Source organism: Legionella sp. PC997, assembly GCF_014109825.1.
Classification (GTDB): Bacteria; Pseudomonadota; Gammaproteobacteria; order Legionellales; family Legionellaceae; genus Legionella.
Genome location: NZ_CP059576.1, coordinates 452243 through 475366 on the forward strand (window position 1 = coordinate 452243; position 23124 = coordinate 475366).

The following is a 23124-nucleotide window of genomic DNA, read 5'->3' on the forward strand; positions in this document are numbered from 1 at the left end:
TTAAGTTGATTTAAAAGAGGGGAATTCGATTATGGTCGGCCCAGTAGCACCTGCTGTTCGTCAAATGGATAATTATGGCGAGGAAGTCAGCAATGCTTTTGATGATGCTGAAAATGAGTTTTTTTCCTCGGGGAAGCATTTTATGAAAGATGATGTAATTAATCTGATTTCAAAATCAGGATATTTTAGAGTGGATTCCTATGAAAATACGTCAGCAATTGATCGCCACTATGTTGTTTTTTTCTTTAATAAGAAAAATTATGATATGACCAAAAATCCGGAAGTATTTGAAGTTCATGGTACTCTTGCTCAACGGTATATCGAACTTCATAGAAATCAGCCTAATATCACGGACTTTCCAATTGATAACGATCGTCCATTAAAAGTAGATAGCAATTATGTTATTTCAGTAGAAAGTGAATCAGCACTGGTATGGAGTAATGCCACCAATAAGGTAACGCAAAGAAAATATTCTGAATATAAACCGGCTAATGAAAATACATTGGTTGCTTTTACTGAAGAATATCCCATTACTGATACGAATATTAATTTTAAAAATTGGAAAAATTCTAACTTACAAAGCTTATCTACCAGAGGAGCCGGCAGACCTACGCAAATTCTTTTACACGAAACAGCCGGTATGAACATGGATGCTTCAGCTGCTTTCAATGTGCCCGCACACTTTTTGATTGGGAATATTAAGGATAACAAAGGTACTATCTTTCAAATGGTTGATATCGCGGCCAATGTTCCTCATGGGGAAATTACTAATAGCAGAGCCATTGGCATTGAATTTGTTAATGCGCCATTTGATATTTGGGAACAAGTTCAAGATCCGAATAATCCTCAAAGATCCATTGATAAAATACCCCGTGTTAAGTCCAATTTCGGTTTAACCAGCAGTACCCAGGGTATTTATCTTCATGTGGAGAAGATTAATATTAAAGATGTGACCATTAACAAACCGGTTCAATTTATTCCATTAGAGTTTTCTGATGTCGAGGAAAATGGGTTCTTTGAAGTTAAAATTCCTGAAGATAAGTTATTGAACAAAACAGCCTTATTGGCGTTCAAAATAAACGGCAAGGAGATCGCGATTGAGAAAGATAAAATTGTGACGATTCAATACTGCAAGCCTGGTAAATTTGAACATTTAAAATACCTGGTTGAACTCTTGTATGGTAATGACTTAATTAAAGATGCTGATTTTGAAGAGGGAGAATTTTGGAAAGGTGTTTATTATGACCCTGAACAAGACAAGACCTTTTATATTTACCAAAAACTTTTTACAGAAACGATAACCACGACAGTAAATCCGGCAGGAAAAATGATCAAAAAAATGATCATGCATTTTACGATCAGTCTGGTAGAGCCTTGTATTTTTTGTCACGCCCAAATTGGTCACCATGTTGACGGATATTTACAAGGTTTATACTTGTATTTAAGAATTTATGAAGAATTATCGATTAAAGCAACCTTACAATACATGATATTTTTTTTAACTTCAGAAAAAACAAGTGCAGAGAAGATCCCTTTGGAACTAAGCGAAGAAACTACAGTAACTAGAACTTCAGAAATCAATTCAGCAACTAATGCAGAAACTAATATTGATATTCAGTTTTCAAAGCCTGTAAGTCCAGCAATAATTAAAATTAATAATTTTCTAGAAATCGACATTGACGCTGCGAAAGCCAAGTTTCCATAGATAAGAATTAATGATATATCTAAGGAAATTCAATGTCGTATTCTCATTAGGTTATGAGGGAAAATAGTATGAGAAAGATAGTTGTTTTATCATTTATAACTCTTGACGGAGTCATGCAGGCTCCTGGCGGCCCAGAAGAAGATCCCACGGGAGGATTTAAACATGGAGGCTGGGTCTTTCCTTATTTTGAGGAGTTCCTTGGCAAAGTGATGGACAAACAAATGGGACACCCCTTTGATTTATTGCTTGGCAGAAAAACCTATGAGATATTCGCTGCTTATTGGCCCTATATAAAAGATGACCCGATCGCAGATAAATTCAATCGTGTAAAAAAATACGTTGTCTCGACAACGCTTGGGACTCTTAGTTGGCCGAATTCTGTTCTTATCAATGAAAACATTAATGAAGAAATTAGAAGGCTTAAAGCGGAGGACGGGCCTGAATTGCAAATTTATGGTAGCGGTATTCTTATTCAAACACTTCTGGAGCAGGACCTCATCGATGAATTTTGGCTAAAAATATTTCCTATCACGCTTGGAGGTGGCAAACGTCTATTTGATAAAGGTACGCTCCCGGCTGGGTTCAAATTGTTGGAAAGTGGAGTCTCCCCAAGTGGGGTTATTGTTGCCTCTTATGCGCGAGCAGGAGAGGTTAGGGTAGGGTCTTTCGCACAGGATAAACCCTCAGAAGCAGAACTTATTCGTCGTAAAAAACTTAAAGACGAAACAAAGTAACTTGAGCATAAGAAAACAAATTGCTACGTATCAAATCGAGACAATTTGGTTGTTTTCTTCAGTCAGCGAATTTTAGATCAAAGGTGTTTTAGACCTCAGATTCAGCCGTATTAAAATGCAGAAGCTTTGCTGTAATTTTTTGAATTACTTGTGTTCTTATTTCTTTTTCTCTAATAAACAAATGTCCGCTATCAAATTGTTGAAACTCACAACCTCCTAATGAATGCTCCGCCCACCCTAAATGGTCTTCAGGAGAGACCCAAGTGTCCTTTTTACCTAAGAATACCGTAGTCCCTAAGGTTAAGGGTGCTTCATTACGGTAAGAATAACTTTTCACAATGTTCATATCGCCGATAAAAATGGGTAATAACACTTTAATAATACTCTTATTCATTCGCTCATCGCTGTAATCAACAATACCATTTTCCTTAAACACTATGGATAAGGCGGTTAATTGTGCATCATCTAAGGCGCTGATTCGTTCTGAGTTTAAATCAAATAAATTAATGTTCATTTGTTGCAGTTTATTGAGCAGATTATCCAGACTTTTGGAGGGGATGCGTGGATCTGGATAAGCCGATGCAAAAAGATGCGCAGGTTGAGCGAGATGATGACGACGTAAATATCGACTTAGTTCAAATCCAATCAGTGAACCAAAACTATGGCCAAAAAAAGCAAAGGGTAAACTAAGTTGAGGTTTGAGCTGATGGGCTAACAAAGAAACCAAGGTATGGAGATTATCAAGTGGTTGCTCTTCCAATCGATTTTCTCTGCCTGGCAATTGGATTGGACATACTTCTATGAAATCAGGGAATTCCTGTTGCCATTCGCGATAAATTGAAGCACCACCTCCACCATAAGGAAAACAAAATAAGCGTACTTGTGCATTTGTTTGTATTTTTCGATAGGCAATCCAGGCGTTATCAAAAGGGGGTTGAGATTCAGTAGTTTCTTCTTTGGAACCTATCCACTGACTCGCTAATACATACTCAGCAATCTCGCTTATGGAAGGGCCTTGCATTATCAATGGTAAAGAATAGTTGATCCCAATGCTTGTTTCTATGACGCGAATCACCGCCAAAGCCATTAGCGAGTCCATTCCTAATTCATGTAAAGACTGCAAGGGACTAATGTCAATTTCAGGCATTGAAAAAATCAAGGCAAATTGCTTTGTTAAGTACTGGATCAATTCTTTTTTACATTGTTCATAGGGCAGGGATAAGTCCAGCTGGAATTCGGATTGAATTTCCATGATTTGATTGATTTGAATGGTATCATTGAGGACTGTCATACGTAGATCATGGCAGGCGGCAATCAAGCAGTGGTCTTTATCCAATAAGTACCAATCTGCAATGATGTATTCTCCTTTTGGATGCAGCTCTTTTAATTGGGTGTATACATATTTTTGGTCCTCCAGGGAACCATAAAATTCAAGAGTCCCCATATGGGATGCAATATAGGGTTTGGAGAATTGCTGCGGCAGCAATAAAAAGAGTGTCTGAATGCAGGCATCAATAATTCCGGGGTGCATTTGCGTTACAAATTGTTTCCCACGTTCTGCGGGTTTAGGCTCGCGTAACTCACAAAATAGTTCATCACTATTCGTCCAGTATTGATGGGCCCAACGAATCGTATTACCGGCAGGCATGCCCATGCTTGTTATTCGGTTATAAAACAGTTCCATAGTTCCACAGACCGGAAGTCGTTGCATGAGTTCGGTTTTGGTTTCAATTTTTTTGTAAGAATGGGTGGTATTTAGGACTAACGTACCGGTTGCATGCTCTATCCAGTTTTCTTTGCCATCATTGCTATAAAAGCGAAATGATGAATTGTCGCTTTTTTCATTGGGTTCTATGATGAGATGTACTACAACCGTTTTTTCATCTAAGACCAATATGGGTGATAAATAATTTAGGTTTTGAACCTTAAACGAAATGTGTTGCTGCAATTGTTTTGCTGCATACGCTAACATTTCCAGATAATAGCCGGCATGCAAAACATAAAAGGTATCTTGTACTTCAGGCATTACTTTAGTATCAAACACAAATTCAAATTGTCGTGCTGATAAAGGAGAGGAAAGAGATTTGCCACGCATTGGATAGGCAGTATTTTTTTCATTGAAACCTTGGTCTAGGCTGGGCCAGTAAATTTTGCGTTGCCATGGATAAAACGGCATATCTAAAGGCGCATAAACCCGTCTCTCTTCATATTTTTTCCAATCGATGGGTACTTGTTCAACATAGTTTTTTGCTAAAGTGATTTCATCCATGTCGGAAAATTCAGATATTGGAGTGGAATAATTGGATTTCTTTGGTTCGTTATTAATAAAAACCCCCTCAATAGGCGCAACCGGATTTTTGCATAATTGAGCTAATTTTTGATAAAGATCAGCAATTGAATCAGTAATTATTACCAAGCGTTGAGTAAAGTGAGAGCGTCTGATATGGAGGTTATAACAAAGCTGTGCCAAATTGGTTTCGGGATGATTTTTTAAATATCCACACCAGCGGTCGATTAAATCGGTTAATGCAGCAGGTTCTTTTGTTGAAAGCGTAAATAACTCTTTATCCTTAGTAAGAGTGTTGGTACACGTGGGTTGTTCTTCAACAGAAGATTCACGTAACACCAGATGCGCATTAGCACCACCGAAACCAAAACCACTTACCCCAGCAATACTGACCTCCCCGTATCTGGGTAATGGTTCTGCTTTACAGGGAATACTCAAAGAATAGCGGTCAAATGGGATATGTGGGTTCGCATTAGCAAAGTTAAGATGAGGTGGAATTAAACGATTTTTTAGAGCTAAAGCTACTTTAATGACGCTCACAATTCCTGCGGCAGGTTCCAAATGCCCTACATTGGTTTTTACTGAGCCAATCCAACAGGGGTTTTCAACCGCACGATTTTTACCAAGTACTTCGCCTAATGCTTGAATTTCAATTGGATCTCCCAGAAATGTACCTGTTCCATGGCATTCAACATAGGAAACATGAGCTGGATCTGTTTTCGCCATTCGATAAGCAGATCGCAATAATTGTTCTTGTTGTAAACCATTCGGTGCGGTTAAACCATTCGTTTTACCATCTTGATTCATCGCGCTCCCAGTGATTACTGCATAGATCCTATCTTTATCCTGTAATGCTTTGGCAAGCGGCTTTAAAACAATAGAGCCTGCGCCTTCTCCTTGGACATAACCATCCGCCTTGGCATCAAAGGTATGGCATTGCCCGGAAGGAGAAAGCATGGTCGCTTTAGCCAAAACAGAATGGATCGACGGTAATAAATTGATATTTACAGCACTGACTAATGCAGTATCACAAAGCTTGGCTTGTAAGTTTAAGCAAGCTAATTGAATGGCAATAAGCGAAGAAGAACATGCAGTATCTAATACTAAGCTTGGTCCGCGTAAATCGAACAAATAGGATAAACGATTGGCTGCCATGCTGATGGCGCTTCCAGTTGGAATAAACAAAGCATCCATATCTGAGTCTAATTTTTGCAGATGGCTAAACTGACTTGCATATAAACTGGAGAAAACACCCATATTGGAGCCTGCTAAGGCATCAACCGTTAAACCTGCATCTTCCAGGGATTCATAGGCTACTTCCAATAAGATACGTTGTTGTGGATCCATCCGCATTGCTTCACGAGGACTAATACCGAAGAAATAAGCGTCAAATGCTTCAATTTGACGCAGATACCCTCCCCAATAAGGCAAATTAGGATCACGCTGAATGACTTCTCGGGTGCCTTGTAAAAGCTCCCAACGTTCCTCTGGAATTGGCGAAATAATGTTTTTGCTCTGACATAATAACTCCCAAAACTCTTGGGGATTATTGGCTTCAGGTAAACGACAACTCATGCCAATAATTGCAACTGGATCAAATAATTTGTCGTTTTGTTCTTGCAAAAGCTTTTTGAGCTTTTGGATCATTAATAATGATTTTTTTAAAGTCGTTGTCTCATTCATAAGCCTGCTCTAATTCTTTTAATTCCAATTCCAGTAATTCATTCAGTTGTGCTTCGTTTAATTGATCCAAATCAAGAGGTTCCTCTATTTTGAAAAGAGGGACAGGAGAAGGCTCAATATTAATTTGCACACGTTGCATGATGTAATCAGTAAGTTGTTTTAATGTCGGGTAGCGATATAAGTCCATGGGGGCGACTACATCAGGGAAATGCTTACCCAGTTGCTCGGTATAATCGATGCCAGTAATGGAGTCCATTCCATAGTGTTGAAAGGGAGATTCTCTATCAATTTCAGTCACTTCCAATCCGAGTACTGACGCAAAGAGATTCAGGACTAATGTGGTAATTTCCTCCGGGGTTAACGAAGAAACCACCGTTGTTGGCATATTAGAGGCATATTCAGCAACTAAATGTATAAAGAAATCGAGTTGCTTGGCAGTGGTATTAACCTGTAAAAACTTCTTCCATTGTATCTTACATACGGTAATTTCAGCAGGATTTATTCTGAGAAGATTATGAAACACGGCAATGCCTTCTTTAATACTTAAAGAAGCCATCCCTACAGCATCTAAAAATGCATCATGATTGTGTCTGTGGCTCATTCCTTTTTCTGACCAGGCGACCCAGTTAATACTTGATGCAGGTAAGTTCAAACTACGACGATATAAGGATAGGCCATTCATAAATTCATTAGCTGCTGCATAAGCACTGAGGCCTGCCATGCCAAAATGAGGAACCGCCGCAATGGAAGAAAACAGCACGAAGCATGATAATGGAGCCTGCAAAAAGAGTTCATGCAATACCAAGGAACCGTGTACCTTTACCCGTAACACATCCCTCCATAATGTTTCATCCATCTCGGCAATGGTGACATTATCGGTAGTGACGCCCGCTAAATGAAAAACACCATCAATGGAGTGTTGCCATGCTTTTTCGGCCTCCATAATGACCTGACGCATCTGTTCTTGATTGGCTACGTCCACTGCAGCATATCTAACTTGTGCCCCTTTAGCTTTTAACTGCTTGATCCAGTTATTTTTTTCAACTGTGTTAGAGCATAACTCTTTGGTTCCGGTAAGCAAAACAAAACGAGTTCCTTGTGTGACAATAAATTCTGCAACTTCATAACCTAAGGCTCCCAAACCTCCCGTAACCAATGCAGCAACAGGAGCCTTCCAGGCAGGAGGGATTTCATGATTTTGTGGCTCACTATGAGGAAGGAAACGAATGGTGTAACGTTCAGCGGCACGATAAGCAATATGGTTTTCTTTGGCTTGATAACGTCCAATTTCCTTGACTAGGATTTTGATATTATGTTCCATCCCTTCATTTACATCCAAATCAAGCAGTAATGCTTGGTATTTTGCTTGTTCGGCGGCAAAAATACGGGTCATGGACCAGAGATAATGCTGCCAAATATTGATGCTATCTAAAGAGCTAACCTGTTGTGATGATTGCGATGCGAGACAAAAGGATAATTGCTGCGGCCATGAATGCTGCACAATGGCCTGCAACAGATACAGTAACGCATGAGCAGGATCCTTTGAATCGTATACAGAACATAACTGCTTGTTGCTGTCTATGTCCAGCAGCTTGTCGGCCGAATCTAACGATAATATGAGACCTGTGGATTCCGCGGACAAGCTACGGGGCGTAGTTTGTCGATGTGTAGCTATTTCAGGACATAAATAGATAACGCCTTTTAAATTGTCTTTATGCTGGGCGTGAATTGTGGCAAAGAGTTGTTCGTAATCGGATTTTTGTGACGCATTGACGGTGAATTTATTCTTCTCAATCATGGAGAATTGATCGCCAATAAAACAATAAATCCCTACATTAGTACCCAGTTCTTGTTCTAAGAAAGGTACTGACCCTGGTTCACAGAAAATAAGCCATGTTCCTTCTGTGTCGATTACCCCAAGATGGCATGTTGGTGGGTTTTTTTCCCACTTTGTATGGTAAAGCCAATCTTGAATATCAATCAGTACAGGGTTGTCATCAACAGGTTCAACTACTGGTTGTATTATAGACTGTGCCACCGGTAGGGGTTCTACTTCCTTTGTAGGTATCCAGCAGCGTCGTTTCGTAAATGGATACGTGGGTAAAGAGATAATATGCGGCAATTGTTGTGGGTATAATTGTTCCCAATCTATTTTTGTTCCATTAACCCAATGCTGGACCAACTCTTCATAGCGTGCATCACGGATTAATTGAGTCACCGATTGTGAATTACTTTGAGCATGATAATTCATCCAGGTGTTTGTACCCAGGTGATGAGGATAGTTTGCTAGAGCTACAAGTAATTCATCGGTGTTGGCTGCAATCACTGCAAATCGTGCCCCCATATGCTCACGTCCTGTTTGTAACGTAAAGCATGCATCTCTTAGCCAATTTTCATGTTCTAGATGTTTGTTTTGTTGTAGATAACTGTGCATTTGCTGTACTTGTGCTGTCAAACGGTCTTCATTTAATGCCGATAATAAAAAGATATATGGAATAGGTACCGTGTAGTGGTGTTTTATGGGGGGTATGTATTCTTCAACAATCATATGGACGTTCGCACCACCCGCACCAAAAGAACTCACCCCTGCACGGCGAGGTACATTATTAGCAGGTTTCCAATCAGTGCATTCTTGTTGGACATAAAATGGGGAGTTTTTAAAATCAATAAATGGATTTAATTGTGTACTATGTAGTGTAGGCGCTAATTTTTTGTGGCGCATCTGTAAGAGTACTTTTGCCAATTGGGATACGCCGGCTGCAGATTCCAGATGACCAATATTGGATTTGACTGAACCCACGGCACAAAATTGTTTGTCTTCCGTATAGTATTCAAAGGCATCTTGCAAACCCCGAATCTCTATCGGATCTCCTAAGGCAGTACCGGTGCCATGCGCTTCAATATAAGAAATGGTTCGCGCATCAATATTGGCATTTTTTAAGGCTTGTAAAATCACCGCTGCTTGGGCATTGGGATTGGGAACAGTATAACCACTGGTTTTGCCTCCATGGTTCATGCTGCTGCCTTTTATAATTCCATAAATCATATCATTATCGGCAATTGCAGCCGCTAAAGGTTTCAATAAGACTGACCCTACTCCTTCTGAAGGTACGTAACCGGTACCCCCGTCAGCAAAACTCGCGCAACGCCCTTGTTCGGACATAAAATTAAAACTACCCAGGAAGTGATACTTACTTGGATGTAATGACAAGTTAACACCGCCGGCGATTGCCATGGCACAATCACCACGCACGAGGCTTTCACACGCCAGATGAATTGCTGCCAGGGAGGAAGAACACGCTGTATCGACCACAAAACTTGGGCCGTTTACATCAAGGAAGTAAGAAATTCGGTTTGCTACTGAGAATGATTGAATATCCAAAGGCACCCGATTCCCTTTTTGCCACTCCTCGGCGATAAATAAAGGGTAAAAATTATAAGTCACTCCCGCAAAAACACCGACTGAGTTTTTGGCTTTTCGTTTTAATTTGTCGCGGGTATAACCTGCATCTTCTAGCGTGGACCATACAGATTGCATAAACAAACGTTCTTGGGGATCCATTAGTCCTGCATCGCGTGGTGAAATATTAAAAAAGAGCGGATCAAACTTATCGACATCAGGAATAAAGCCTCCATGTGGGAAATAATGTTCTTCACCTCCAACCAGGACAGGATAATCTCGATAATCCCAACGATCTGCTGGAACCTCACCCACACAATCTTGTCCAGAGCTTAAGTTGTGCCAAAATTCATCCATCGAGTTGGCCATAGGAAATGTGCCACTTAAGCCAATAATGGCAATATCCTGAGATGAAGGACTTGCGGGTTTGAAAGTAGATGTTATGGGTTTAACCGCTTCCACCTCAAGAGAGGATGGCGCCGGCATAACGTCGTTCGTACCTAAGAGCGTCGACAACTTGTCTTTATAATTTTTTATAAAGTATTTAGCTAAATCATTTAATCGATTACGTTCATAGAGTAATGTTTTGGGTAAAGTACCAAAGTCTTTTTCCAGACGGTTAGTAATTTCCAAACCAATTAATGAATCAACGCCATAAACTTCATAGGTCTCATCTTCTTGGATAAGTTCTGCTGAGGTATGTAATTTTTCTGCGAATATCTGTTGTAAATAAGCTAAAGTCTGACCCGAGAAATCCATTACTCCTTTAGTATTCACTGGAGCTAAGGATTGGGGACTTGCCAGAACATTGGTTTCCTGATCATACCAATAGCGTTGTCTTATGAATGGGTAGGCGGGTAAGGAACCTACACGCTGTATTTTTTCCCCGAGATACACCTGTTGCCAGTCAATGACATAATGTTTCGTATATAAATCAGCCAGAATAAATAACTTATGACGGTATTGATCGGAGTTTTCTGGTTGATGCAAGCCGTGGATTGCAGCCTGATACACTTCATCAAATACTGGTCCCTGGATCGTGCAGGTTTGGCCTTCATTCATCATGCAATAATCAGGTATTTCATGGTTACTTAATAAGTTTAAGGCATGACATAAAGCATCAACAGAACTCACCACCAATCCACAGCGGTACATAAAATGTGCTCGGCCCACATTTAAGGTAAAACTAAGTGAGGGTAAGGAAATCGTATCTTTATTCTGATTAAGCCATTGGTGCAGATCGACAATTTTTTGGTATAAACTTTGCTGTTGCTTCGCAGAAAGGGTAATTAAATAATAGGGTTTAGCCTGATGGTTCTCCGCTATTCTTTGATGGGGGCGTCCCTCCTCAAGTACGACATGAGCATTCGTGCCACCAAATCCAAAAGAGCTGATTCCAGCGCGGAGCGGGATGTCTACCCCGGCCTCATTTTTGATACGTTTCCAGGCTTGAGTTTCTTTGATAATAGTGAAGGGTGTATCGTTTAAATTGATGTACGGGTTTAATTCTTGTAAATGCAAAATACCTGGGAGCGTTTCGTGGCTCATGGCCAAAAGCAGCTTGATGATTCCTGCAATTCCGGATGCAGGTTCTAAATGACCGATATTTGTTTTTACAGATCCTAACCCAATCCAATTTTGCTTTGTTCTCGATGTACGTAACGAGGAAAATGCCAGTTTTAAGCCTTCAACCTCAACAGGGTCACCTAAAGCGGTTCCTGTTCCATGAGTTTCAATATAGGATACAGTATCTGGATCGAAATTGGCTTGGGTGTAGGCACGTATTAATAACTCACTCTGCGCTTTAGCATTCGGTGCCGTCAAAGATTGGGCTTTGCCCCCATGATTTACTGTTGAGGCTTTAATGACTCCGTAAATATGATCCCCAGCTTCTTGAGCCTGTTTTAAAGGTTTGAGTAAAAGACTGGCGACCCCTTCTCCTTTAACATAGCCATTTGCGCTTTTATCAAAAGTCTTGCAGCGACCATCAGAAGATAAGGCGCCTAATTGGCCAGTAACTACTATGGTATCTGGACTCAAAATGAGGCTAACGCCGCCTGCAATGGCTAAATCGCATTCGCCCTGGCGGATTGCTTGTACTGCGCGATGAATGGCCACCAATGAACTTGAGCATGCGCTATCGATGGCTTCACTCGGCCCTTGAAAATTGAAAAAGTAGGAAACACGATTAGCAATCATGCTGTGTGAGTTTCCGGTAGCAATAAATCCATGATGTTCTTTTTGCTGTTTGGCAATTAAAGTTTGATATTCACTAAATTCAACACCGGCAAAAACACCCACATTTTGTGAGGGAAGTGCAAAAGGGTCGTAGCCTGCATCTTCAATGGTTTTCCATACCGTTTCTAAAAAAAGTCGTTGTTGTGGATCCATAAGATTCGCTTCGCGGGCCGAAATATTAAAAAATCCGGCATCGAATTGATCGAAATTGTTGATGAAAGCACCCCATTTGGAATTGCTTTGATGTGCTTCATTGCCATAATAATCCCGCCAGTCCCAACGTTCTTTGGGAATTTCAGTCACTAAATCATGGCCTACCACTAAATGCTGCCAAAATGTGGCCAGGTCATCGGATTGGGGAAAAAGGCCTTGCATACCAATAATAGCGACTGCTTCAGTTTCGCTTGGGACAATACGTCTGGTTTTTATCGTAGGAATATTTATAGGCAGATAAGCTACTTCCTGATGTGCCTGTGCTACTGCTTGAGGGAATTGATTAATTAGGTATTCGCTAATCGAAAGTACACTACTGTGGGTAAAAAACACGGCAGGAGTGAACTCGATTTGGTAATACTCCGTAATTTTTTTTGCCAATTCAATAAAATGCACGGAATCCATCCCATATTCACCAAGATTTTTTTCCAGTGCAATTTTATGTTGGGTAATTTTTAGTATCTTGACTACTTGCCGAATAAGATAAGAATGAAGTTTATCAAGAAGTGCATTTTGAGTTAATGCCAGATTTGTTTGTTTATTATCGATAGAGGCGGGTTGTCCTTCATCAGAATACCAATAGCATTCCTTAGCGAAAGCATAAGTAGGTAGTGAGATTTTTTTCCTGGATTCACCTGCGTGAATTTGCTGCCAATTCAGATTTTGCCCTTCTACATAGAGTTTTGCCAACGAAAGTAATGTCTCTTTATATTGAGAAGGATTTGACAATTGCTGCATTATTACAGGTAAAACGCTAGAATGAATCAGCGTGTTTGCAGCATTTTGTCCTGCATTCATTTGCACGAACAATAGTGGAGAATGTTGGTGTGCTTTAAATTGTTGGATTATTTGTATTGCTTCATCAAGCGTGCTGACCACCATAGCGCAACGGCAATCAAAATGACTCCTGCCTGCATTTAAGGTGTAACTCACTTGTTCTAGTTCAGCAAAAGGGTTTTGGCCTAACCAACTTAATAAATCATCGAGCCGTTGATTTAAGGCCAATTCTGTTTTGGCAGATACGGTGAGTAAATAATGCGATTTATTCCTGGTCGGGGTAGATTGTATTTCCGGTGATTCGGATAAAATCAAATGGGCATTAGACCCTCCCGCACCAAAAGAACTGATCCCCGCAATTCTTGGTATATTGGGTCCAGGTTTTAGCCATTCACTCACATTTTGCTGCACGCGAAATGGTGTCTTAGACCAATCGATATTGGTATTTAAAATTTCTGAAAATAGGGAAGGTACTAGGGTACGATGTTGTAATTGCAACACCACTTTGGTTACTGCAGCAATTCCTGCTGCAGACTCACAATGTCCAATATTAGATTTTACTGAGCCAAGGGCACAAGGAGATGGTCTTTGACTAAATACTTTATTTAACCCCGCAATTTCAATGGGATCGCCTAGTGCCGTTCCGGTTCCATGTGCCTCGAGATAACTCACTTCATTTGGATTAATATGAGCTTTTTGGTAGGTTTCAACAAGCAATTCTGCTTGAGCGTTAGGGCTAGGTACCGTGTAACCGTTTGTTTTTCCCCCATGATTAAGCTGGCTTCCTTTAATCACTGCATAAATGAGATCCCCATCGTCTAAAGCTTTATCTAAGGGTTTTAATAGGATTGCCCCCACTGCTTCACCGGGTACATAACCATCGCCGCCCTCACCAAAGCTGCGGCAATGTCCATCCCGTGCCAAAAATTTCCCATGACTTAGCAACAGATATTTATTGGGATGCACAGAAAGATTCACGCCACCTGCAAGCGCCATATCACATTCCCCTTCGCGAATACTCTGGCAAGCTAAATGAATTGCGGTAAGCGAGGAGGAGCACATGGTATCCAGTGCCATGCTTGGACCATGAAAATCAAAAAAATAGGAAACTCGATTGGCGATGGAAGCAAATATTGAATTGGTTGGCACAAATGAATGAGCATCAGTCAATTCATTACCAAATAGCTGATATTGCCCATACATTACGCCGACGTAGACGCCTACTTTTTTTCCAGCTAAAGCTTCATGGGGATATCCGGCATCTTCTATCGTTTTCCAGGCTGTTTCTAAAAATAATCGTTCCTGGGGGTCCATCAATGCAGCTTCGCGTGGGGAAATATTAAAAAACAGGGGATCGAACTGTTCCACATCGGTTAAAAAACCACCCCATTTACTGTATGTTTTTCCCTGATTATTTTGATCCCCATCAAAATAATCTTCCAAAGGCCATCGCTCCTTAGGAATTTCGCGAATACAATCTTTTGCCGTATAGAGATTATGCCAAAATGTGCTTAAATCCTTAGCTTCTGGATAACGACCGTTGATCCCAATAATGGCGATATCTTGCGATAGGGCAGTTTTTTTGGGCATCCTGGGTGAGATGACCAATGGGTGAACGGTATTTATCATTGGAGTGCCAATATCAGATGAATAGGACATTAATTGATGGGCATAATGCTCCATGAAATATTCCGCTAAATCGGCTAAGTTTCGGTATTCAAAAAATAATGTTTTAGGTAATTCACTAAATTCGCGTGCTAAGCGCTGATTGAGTTGCATGATCATCAAGGAATCAACCCCATAACTTTCGAAAGGGGATTGGGGATCAATATGTTCTGACGAACATTTTAAGGTTTCTGCCAGTATGTTCCTTAAAAAATTTTCCGTGTGATTGCGAAAATTTGCGTTTACCACAGGGCGCTGATTAGTTGTTGATTGGTTCAGCATTGCGTTATTTTGCAAGGCAATCATGAGTTTTTGTTGATAACCCGGGAGTACAATACAATTGGGGGTATTGTGCTGGAATGCCTGCAAAAATGCAGTGAATCCCTGTTGCGACGATAAACTGATAATGCCTAAGTTTTGCTCAAGCGCCTGTTGGTATTCAGGAGCAATGTGCAACCCTCCTTCTTCCCATAGTGGCCAGTTAATCGAAAGAGTATGTCCAAAACAATGACCGAGTGCTCTTTGTTGTTCTCGTTCCCAGGCAAACTCATCCAGGAAACAATTAGCATAAGCATAATCACTTTGTCCGGCATTCCCGAACACGGCAGCGACAGAGGAGAACAGTACCAAGAAATCTAAAGGTTCATTAAGGGTCGCTGCATGTAAATTGCACGTCCCATAAATTTTAGGAGCTAATACCTTGGCTACTTCGGAAATGGTTTTATGAACGATAAATCCATCATGGGTAAGGCCGGCAGCATGAATAATGCCATTAATTCCCCCGAAACGTTCTTTAGTACTTTGAATGAGGGCTTGGACCTCTTCGTAGGATGCTACATCCGCAGCCAGATAAACGACAGAGGCATTCTTCTTTTCTAATGCTGCAATTCGTTTTTGATGTTGCTCCGATAGGGTTGAACGACCGGTTAATACGATTTTGGCCTGATAATGCTCTGCCAAATAGGTGGCGAACAAATAACCAAGTTCTCCCATACCTCCAGTAATCAAATATACCCCTGACTCCTTGAGAGCAGGAAACATTGTTATGGGAGAAGGAAGCGGTTCATATCGGCGAACATATCGCTGGTTGTTCCCATCGTATCGAACTTCAATTTCATTTTGAGTTAGTTCTGGTGCAAGGAGTCCAAGATCCTGCAGTTCAATAAAACGACAAGAGATTTTAGATTGTTCTTGATGCAGACTTTTTGCAAAGCCCACTAAAGCACGGGCATAAACACAAGGATTTTTACTAATACAAACCAGTTGTATTGGATTTTTGGGCTTTAATTGGCATATTTGGCGTGTTAGCGTTTGGAGAAAATAATAGGTTCGCTCTAAATTCTTTTGAATCGAATCAATTTCTGTAACTGAATAAGGCTCCTTATTGGAATCGTCCAGGGCAATAACAATACATTCCCGAGGTGAGTCGATTAATATGTCTGTACTATAAGGATCAGTCACAAGTTGGCATGAGACCGTGGGAGCTGATACATGCTCCTTAATGGATTGGATTACTTGCGGGTTATTCCCTAAAATCAGGATGGATTCCGGAGACTTTGTTGAGGAACATAGGGATTGAATGCTCCATTGGGAAGAATAATAGGCTACCCTTGCCTCAGGTTTAGGAGATGCAGGCACTGCGCATAAGGTAAATCCCGTAATAATTAATAAGAGTGTTCCCTCTGTATCAGTCACTTGAATATTAAATACAGGCATGTGCTGATTATCTACAGCAGAAATCAAGTTGGCCCGGACGTAACATGTTTTGGTTAAAGCCTTGTAAATATCAATTTGTGTTATGGAAAAAGGCAGGTAGAGTAGGTCGCGATTTCTAAGTAATACCTGGGTAGTCTGTAAAATCCCATCGAACAAAGCAGGATGGAGCACAAATTCATGGTCCTTAAAAGGAAGAATTGCGGGAAGGGTAAGCTCGGCCAAAAGATTATTGTCATCAAAATTTAGGGTTTCAATAACCTGAAAAGCTGGACCGTAGAATATCCCTACCTGTTTAAAATAGGCATAAATTGCATCAGGTTCCTGAGTTTGGTCCAATGCTGATTTTAACTCCTGAATGTTAAGTCCGATGTGGGGGGCCACAGGAGCGCTCTCCGCACAATAGATAGAGCCACTCATATAGGAAATAGCGTGCTCTTTATCAGTTAACACAAACGATACCCAATCGCTTTCAGGAGCTAGATGAACATGCAGAGGATTGGACAAATCCGGAGTTTTTATTGGTTTTTTCCATATTATATTACTTAAGGTGAGTACGTGCTGATTGTTTGAAGCCAGACTTGCAGCAACACGAACCATCTCTAAACACACAGCACCAGGTAAGACCGCTTCATCATGTAACTGATGATCGTGCAAATAAAATTCATTTCCTGAAAATTGCTTACTAAAAACCGATGCCGAAAACGTAGACCTATTTTCATCGATCAATGGATGGATACTTTGATGCGTCTTACTTTTAAGCTCCACCCAATGTGATTCTCTGGCGAAGGGATAAGTAGGGAGCGATATTTTTTCCTGATAATTCCCATAGATGGTACGCCAATCGATGGGTTTGCCTTGTAAATACATACTCTGAATTTGTTTTAAATCAGCAGCCTGCTCATTGGTATTGGATTGTGCTGCTGCGAGCAGATATTGGTCGATATCTTCACTGGATGAAATAGAATTCAAATAGTCCTTTAACTCATCAATCGTCGTCACTATCACGCAAAAACGCTTGGGAAAATGTTGCCGTCCCGCATTCAAAGTGTAGCTGAGAGAAGCTAAAGAAGGAGCATTTTGTTGTCGATCCAACCATTTAAGCAGCTCAGCCGCTCGTTGCTGCAATGCAGATGTCGTGAGTGCAGATAAGCTAATTAGGTAAGCAGAGTTTTGAAATAAGCTTTGGACGCGCTCTGGACTCTCTTCAAGAATAATATGGGCGTTGGCGCCGCCAAACCCAAATGAACTTACTCCCGCTCTTCTAGGATTGTTCGCTGTTTTGGGCCATTGGGTCGGCTGATTCACGAGATAAAATGGGCTGTCCTCAATTTCAATATAAGGATTTAATTCATTTAAATGTAAATTAGCGGGTATCAGTTCATGATGCATTGCAAGTAAAGTTTTAATGATCCCCGCAATTCCTGCTGCAGATTCCAAATGACCAATGTGGGTTTTCACTGCTCCTAAACCGCAATAGTGCTTGGGTAAGGATTCAACCTGTTGTTCCTCAGCCAGATGATGGAATGCTTTTTTTAAACCATTGATTTCAATGGGATCCCCCAACGGCGTTCCAGTCCCATGGGTCTCGATGTACTGAATGCTGTGGACAGGGATTTGCGCGCGCTGACAAGCAGTGATGATCACCTCTGCTTGTGCATTGGGATTGGGCGCGGTAAGCGTATTGACATGTCCGCCATGATTGACTGCAGTTCCCTTAATTATCCCGTAAATATGGTCGCCATCGTCTAAGGCCTGAGTGAGTTTTTTCAATAAAATAGCGCCCGCTCCTTCACCACGTACATATCCATTGGCACCTTTATCAAAAGTTTTGCAACGCCCATCCTCACTTAACATTCCCGCTTGATTGGCAGCAATAAATGAATTGGGAGTGATTAATATATTCACTCCGCCTGCAAGGGCAAGATCGCAATCACCATGTAAAAGCGCTTGGACTGCTTGATGAACAGCAACAAGGGAACTGGAACACGCTGTATCAATGGTCTCGCTCGGTCCGCGCAAATTTAAAATGTAGGAAATACGATTGGCAATCATGCTATTCATCGTACCTGTTGTAAGATAAGCATCCATAACTTCATTTTTTTGCAACAGTTCGGCGTAATCATGATTAAATACACCCACAAACAAACCTGTTTTCATTGTGGCTAGAGTTGAGGGACTGTATCCAGCATCCTCAATTGTTTTCCAAATGGTCTGGAGAAATACGCGTTGTTGTGGGTCAATTAACTCCGCTTCGCGGGGCGAGATATTAAAAAAAGTTGCATCAAATTGATCGATATGATCAATAAAACCACCCCATTGTACAGTTAAATCATGCCAGTTCCAGCGTGATAGAGGTACTTCACTGATGCAATCTTTACCCTGTAATAAATTCTCCCAAAAGGCATCAAGATCAGGCGCTTGAGGGAAAACACCGCTCATTCCGATAATAGCAATATCATTCGATTCAGCAGATACTGGTGTTTCCTTGTTAAACATGTTTACAACCCCAGGGCCTGCTAATAAATCGGTATAAAATTCTTCCAGAGTGGCATATTCATACAATGTAGCTGGAGATAAGGTTAGTTGATAGGCTTCATTGAGGATCGTAGTGAGGTGAATGATATTAATGGAATCGAAAGAATAACGGCTTAAGGGTGCATATAAGTCGATGTCGTTTTCATCTATGTTCAGTACATTGGCTACTAAAGTGATGAATTGATCTTGCCCACGATGATTTTTATTGGAGTTTGCTGAGGTGTGCTGTGAAAAATTCTGAGCTAAAACTGCAAGATTGTGTTCATTATATAATGATTGAGCTTTTTTTCGTTGTAATTTGCCACTACCGGTTTTAGGAAGGGCTCCCTTAGGACTAAAAACTACTTCATGAATATCTACACCATGATGTTTGGTGATTGCATGACGAATGGCATTTTTGATCTCAGGCCATAGTGATTGAGGTGTTTCTTCTCCCAACTCCTGTACGATAATGATTTTTTCTTTGTTGGCAAATTCTGTAGAAAAGGCGACTTGGGGAAGTGTTATTTTGAACGGAGAGAGGGCATGGGCCACCGTGATTTCCAAATCGAGAGGATAATATTTCTTGCCATATACCACGAGGACCTCTTTTAATCTGCCGGTTAAATAGATTTCATCATCTTGAATCAACCCAAGATCACCCGTTCTGAAGTAATGGTGATCGATGCCAGGAACGGTTGCATGAAACACTGCTTGTGTTTCATCAGGACGTCTCCAGTATCCCTGAGCGAGTGATTTGCCGGATAACCAAATTTCACCCGTTTCTCCAGCTGCAACGGGACGTTGTGTTTCAGGATCCACAACAAGTGCCTGTAATCCGTGCAATAATTTACCGCTGCTGACTAATCGTCGTTGATGATTTGTATCGTTTTGTTGGATCAATGAATGCGGTTCCGAGCCAAAAGAGGTTACTGCAATTGCACCTGATAATTCGGACATCCCATATGCGGAACAAAACTGCTTTAATGAAAAACCGCAGGAGCCAAACTTAGTAGAAAAATCAATAAGGGTTTGATATTGCACAATATCGCCCCCATTAATTGCGACCTTCCAGTGTTTTAAATTGAGTGCTGCAATTTCTGTTTCTTTGATATCCCGTACGCAAATATCATAACCAAAGTTGGGGCAACCACTATGGGTAACTCGATAGGTTGAAATAGCGGATAACCAGGTAATAGGTTTATTAATGAATGCAGCTGGGGGAACGATAATTGCTTTGGTTCCGTGATATAGCGGTACTAATATTCCACATACCAGTCCATACACATGGGTATGAGGAGCCCAGGTCAAGGTGATGCTTTTTTTCGTGTAATGCCAAACTTTAATCGTTTCTTGCAAACTATGCTGTAAATTTCCATGCGTGATGATTGCGGCTTTGGGAGTCGAAGTTGACCCTGAGGTATATTGTAAGTAGGCTACGGTGTCGTCAGTAATAGGAATTGATTGATAATTTGTTACAGACTTAGTTTTAATTGTATCCGTAGTCAGTATCGGTACTTTTCTCTTTAGAATAGTTTTAATACCTGAGTGGAACGAAGATAAGCTTAAGACTGCGGCAATATCAGCATCTTCTGCAATACTGTTTAGGAATGCCTCATGTTTGGCAAATTCATCTTTTTTAGGGCAGGATATGGGTACGGCAATAATGCCAGCATACCAACACCCAAGCAAACTTGTTATAAACTCAACCCCTGTGGGGTAAAGAAGAATGACGCGTTTGCCAGTCATTTTTTTGGTTTGTAAATGGACGGCAATTATTTTTGCCTGGTAATCCAACTCCGCTAAGGTAAGTTCTGCTGTTTTATGTACACCATCTTCTAGGTAAAGAATTGCTTCTTGATGAGGATTTTTTTGCGCTCTGTTTTGTACTACATTAACAATGTTCTGCATGAGCAACTTCCATTTGCTAAGTCACAGTTGGGTTGCACCATGCTATCAATACTCGCAAATAATGTCATCCTTATCTTGAGAGATATTATTGCAGCTAGTGTATAAGGGAGCGTAACCCGGGTTTACAACCCAAGAGAGTCCAGGTTGGCCTCATTTTGCACTGTCGATAGATGTTTACCAATTAGTCAAAGCTTCATAGGTATTTGTGGCGTGTGCTTTTAAAAATTCAGAAAAATCTTTGACATCCAGTGGCTTACTAAAGTAATAGCCTTGCATAATGTAACAACCATTTTCTTTTAAAAATTTAATTTGTTCTAACGTTTCTACACCTTCAGCCAGACAATCAATATTCATTCGATGAGCCAAAGCAATGGTGTTTATTACAATATTTCTACTATCAATACTGACGTCAACATCTTGGATAAAGGTCTTATCAATTTTTATTTTATTGACTTTAAAGAGCTTAAGATTACCAAATTCAGAATAACCAGTACCGAAGTCATCAATGGCTAGGGAGATCCCCATTTCGGTAAATTTATTAATAATTGGGATGGCGTCGTTTTGAAATGCATTGGACTCTGTTAGTTCAAGTTCAAGAAACTTGGGGGATAGCTGCAGTTGATTTAAAATTTTCTCGATACGCTCAACCAGATCTTGTTGGACTAGCTGTTTTGCTGACAAATTAACGGACATAACTAATTTAAAGCCGCTGTCATGCCATTGTTTCAATTGATGGCATGCGGTGTTTAATACCCATTCACCAATCGGAAGAATCATACCGTTGGCCTCGGCTAAAGGGATAAACTCCAATGGGGAGAGCAGTCCTAATACAGGATTTTTCCAACGTATTAAAGCCTCGGCACCACAAACTGTTCCCGTTCTTAAATCAATAAATGGTTGGTAATTTAATATGAATTCGTGATTTTCAATAGCACGATACAGTTGATTTTCTATATTTAATTGTCTGGAGGCATCGGCAGTAATTACGGTATTGAAAATACGTACGCTATTTCCTCCACGCTCGGTAGCTAATGTTCGTGCGGCTTCTGCGTGCGTAATCAAGGTATCTACATCGCGGCCATCATTCGGAAATATACTGATACCCACACTTGCTGTTAAGTTTAATTCTTGTTGGGCAACATACACTGGATTTTCTAATACAACAAATAATTCCTGAGCACTGTCTTCTGCTTCCAGAGAATCAATGATTGGATCGATTAAAATAACAAATACATCTTTGCGTAATAGAGAAATGAAATATTTTTTATTCTTTTCTGCAAGTTGGGCAAAACGTTGGGCGATGCGGTGAATAATGGTAGCGGATGCTTGATGACCGATACTATCATTAATTTTCATCATATTGTTTAATGAAAAACAAGCAATGGCAAATTTTTGGTGTTCTCTAACCGCTCGTTCCGTTATATCCTGAATGTGATCAAAGAGAAAACGTTCATTAGGTAAATCGGTTAATAAATCATGTGTGGCTTGATAGGTTACTAATTTAAGCGATTGTTCTAATTCTTCAGTGCGTTCTTTAACTCGTTGTTCTAACAAAGTATTCATATCTTCGAGTTTATGGTTCAGTAAAGCATTCTCATAACCCAGACGAAATACTTTTAAAATGATTCTATTCCCTACAAAGCAAGCCACGAGCATAAATATCCCGAGCACGAAAAAGGAGCCCGTAACCGACATACTTATATGACTCGCCTCAGAATGAAATAAGTCAATGATTAGGAAGAAATGATATAAAATGGTAGGGGTGAGTAAACAAACAATACTGCTTACACCCATGGTTAAATCAATTGCCGTCGAGAAGGAAAAACAAATTAGAACAGCAGACAAAAAGATAATGGTGGTCATTCGTTGATCCATTCCATCATCCATAAACAAAATACCAATACTGCTCCATATCAGACAGATTAAAATAACAAGGTAAAGGAATCCTTTCCGACATTTAAGAATTTCTTCGCGAGTTATATGCTTGTATTCAAAACGAAAAGCCCATAGGACATTGAGCAAGTTGGCAAGCACCAAAATAGAGTACCATGAAATGATTAACACAGGTCTGGTTGTACTATAAACCGCTAAAACGTAAAAAAAAGCACCAACAATATTGGCAAATGCACCAAGCTTGACCATGCTGTGAAAGGATTTAGCTGTTTCAAATTCAATTTTTCGATCAATCTCGCGCTGTTCACTGGAAGTTAGTTGCGGCGTCTCGATAAACTTATGTCCTTTAATGGGCTTTGACATATAAGCTCCTTGCTCTATCATAAAA

Annotated in this window: 5 protein-coding genes; 2 read left to right on the plus strand and 3 right to left on the minus strand. The window is 40.5% G+C overall.

Annotated elements, in window-relative coordinates; all coding sequences use genetic code 11:
- The first annotated feature begins 31 nt into the window (after positions 1-31).
- Positions 32-1705 (plus strand): N-acetylmuramoyl-L-alanine amidase, encoded by a 1674-nt coding sequence (locus HBNCFIEN_RS02020; protein ID WP_182392488.1) that lies wholly within the window; start codon positions 32-34, stop codon positions 1703-1705.
- 68 nt (positions 1706-1773) lie between these two features.
- Positions 1774-2439 (plus strand): dihydrofolate reductase family protein, encoded by a 666-nt coding sequence (locus tag HBNCFIEN_RS02025; RefSeq protein WP_182392489.1) that lies wholly within the window; start codon positions 1774-1776, stop codon positions 2437-2439.
- An 88-nt stretch (positions 2440-2527) separates the two neighbouring features.
- Here HBNCFIEN_RS02025 and HBNCFIEN_RS02030 read toward each other — a convergent pair whose 3' ends face one another.
- The 3 genes from HBNCFIEN_RS02030 to HBNCFIEN_RS02040 all read right to left on the minus strand — a co-directional run bounded on the left by HBNCFIEN_RS02030 (position 2528) and on the right by HBNCFIEN_RS02040 (position 23099).
- Positions 2528-6409 carry a beta-ketoacyl synthase N-terminal-like domain-containing protein gene (locus HBNCFIEN_RS02030; protein WP_182392490.1) on the minus strand — a complete coding sequence of 1294 codons (3882 nt, stop codon included), beginning with the start codon at positions 6407-6409 and terminating at the stop codon, positions 2528-2530.
- Positions 6402-20843 carry an SDR family NAD(P)-dependent oxidoreductase gene (locus HBNCFIEN_RS02035; RefSeq protein ID WP_182392491.1) on the minus strand — a complete coding sequence of 4814 codons (14442 nt, stop codon included), beginning with the start codon at positions 20841-20843 and terminating at the stop codon, positions 6402-6404. Before HBNCFIEN_RS02035 ends, HBNCFIEN_RS02030 begins: the two co-directional genes overlap by 8 nt.
- Positions 20844-21017: 174 nt before the next feature.
- Positions 21018-23099 carry a bifunctional diguanylate cyclase/phosphodiesterase gene (locus HBNCFIEN_RS02040; protein ID WP_182392492.1) on the minus strand — a complete coding sequence of 694 codons (2082 nt, stop codon included), beginning with the start codon at positions 23097-23099 and terminating at the stop codon, positions 21018-21020.
- Between the last annotated feature and the right edge of the window lie 25 nt (positions 23100-23124).

Excerpts from the sequence above, each read along its gene's own strand:
- HBNCFIEN_RS02020 (WP_182392488.1), top strand. The coding sequence starts at position 32 with ATGGTCGGCCCAGTAGCACCTGCTGTTCGTCAAATGGATAATTATGGC.
- HBNCFIEN_RS02025 (WP_182392489.1), top strand. The coding sequence starts at position 1,774 with ATGAGAAAGATAGTTGTTTTATCATTTATAACTCTTGACGGAGTCATG.
- HBNCFIEN_RS02030 (WP_182392490.1), bottom strand. The coding sequence starts at position 6,409 with ATGAATGAGACAACGACTTTAAAAAAATCATTATTAATGATCCAAAAG.
- HBNCFIEN_RS02035 (WP_182392491.1), bottom strand. The coding sequence starts at position 20,843 with ATGCAGAACATTGTTAATGTAGTACAAAACAGAGCGCAAAAAAATCCT.
- HBNCFIEN_RS02040 (WP_182392492.1), bottom strand. The coding sequence starts at position 23,099 with ATGTCAAAGCCCATTAAAGGACATAAGTTTATCGAGACGCCGCAACTA.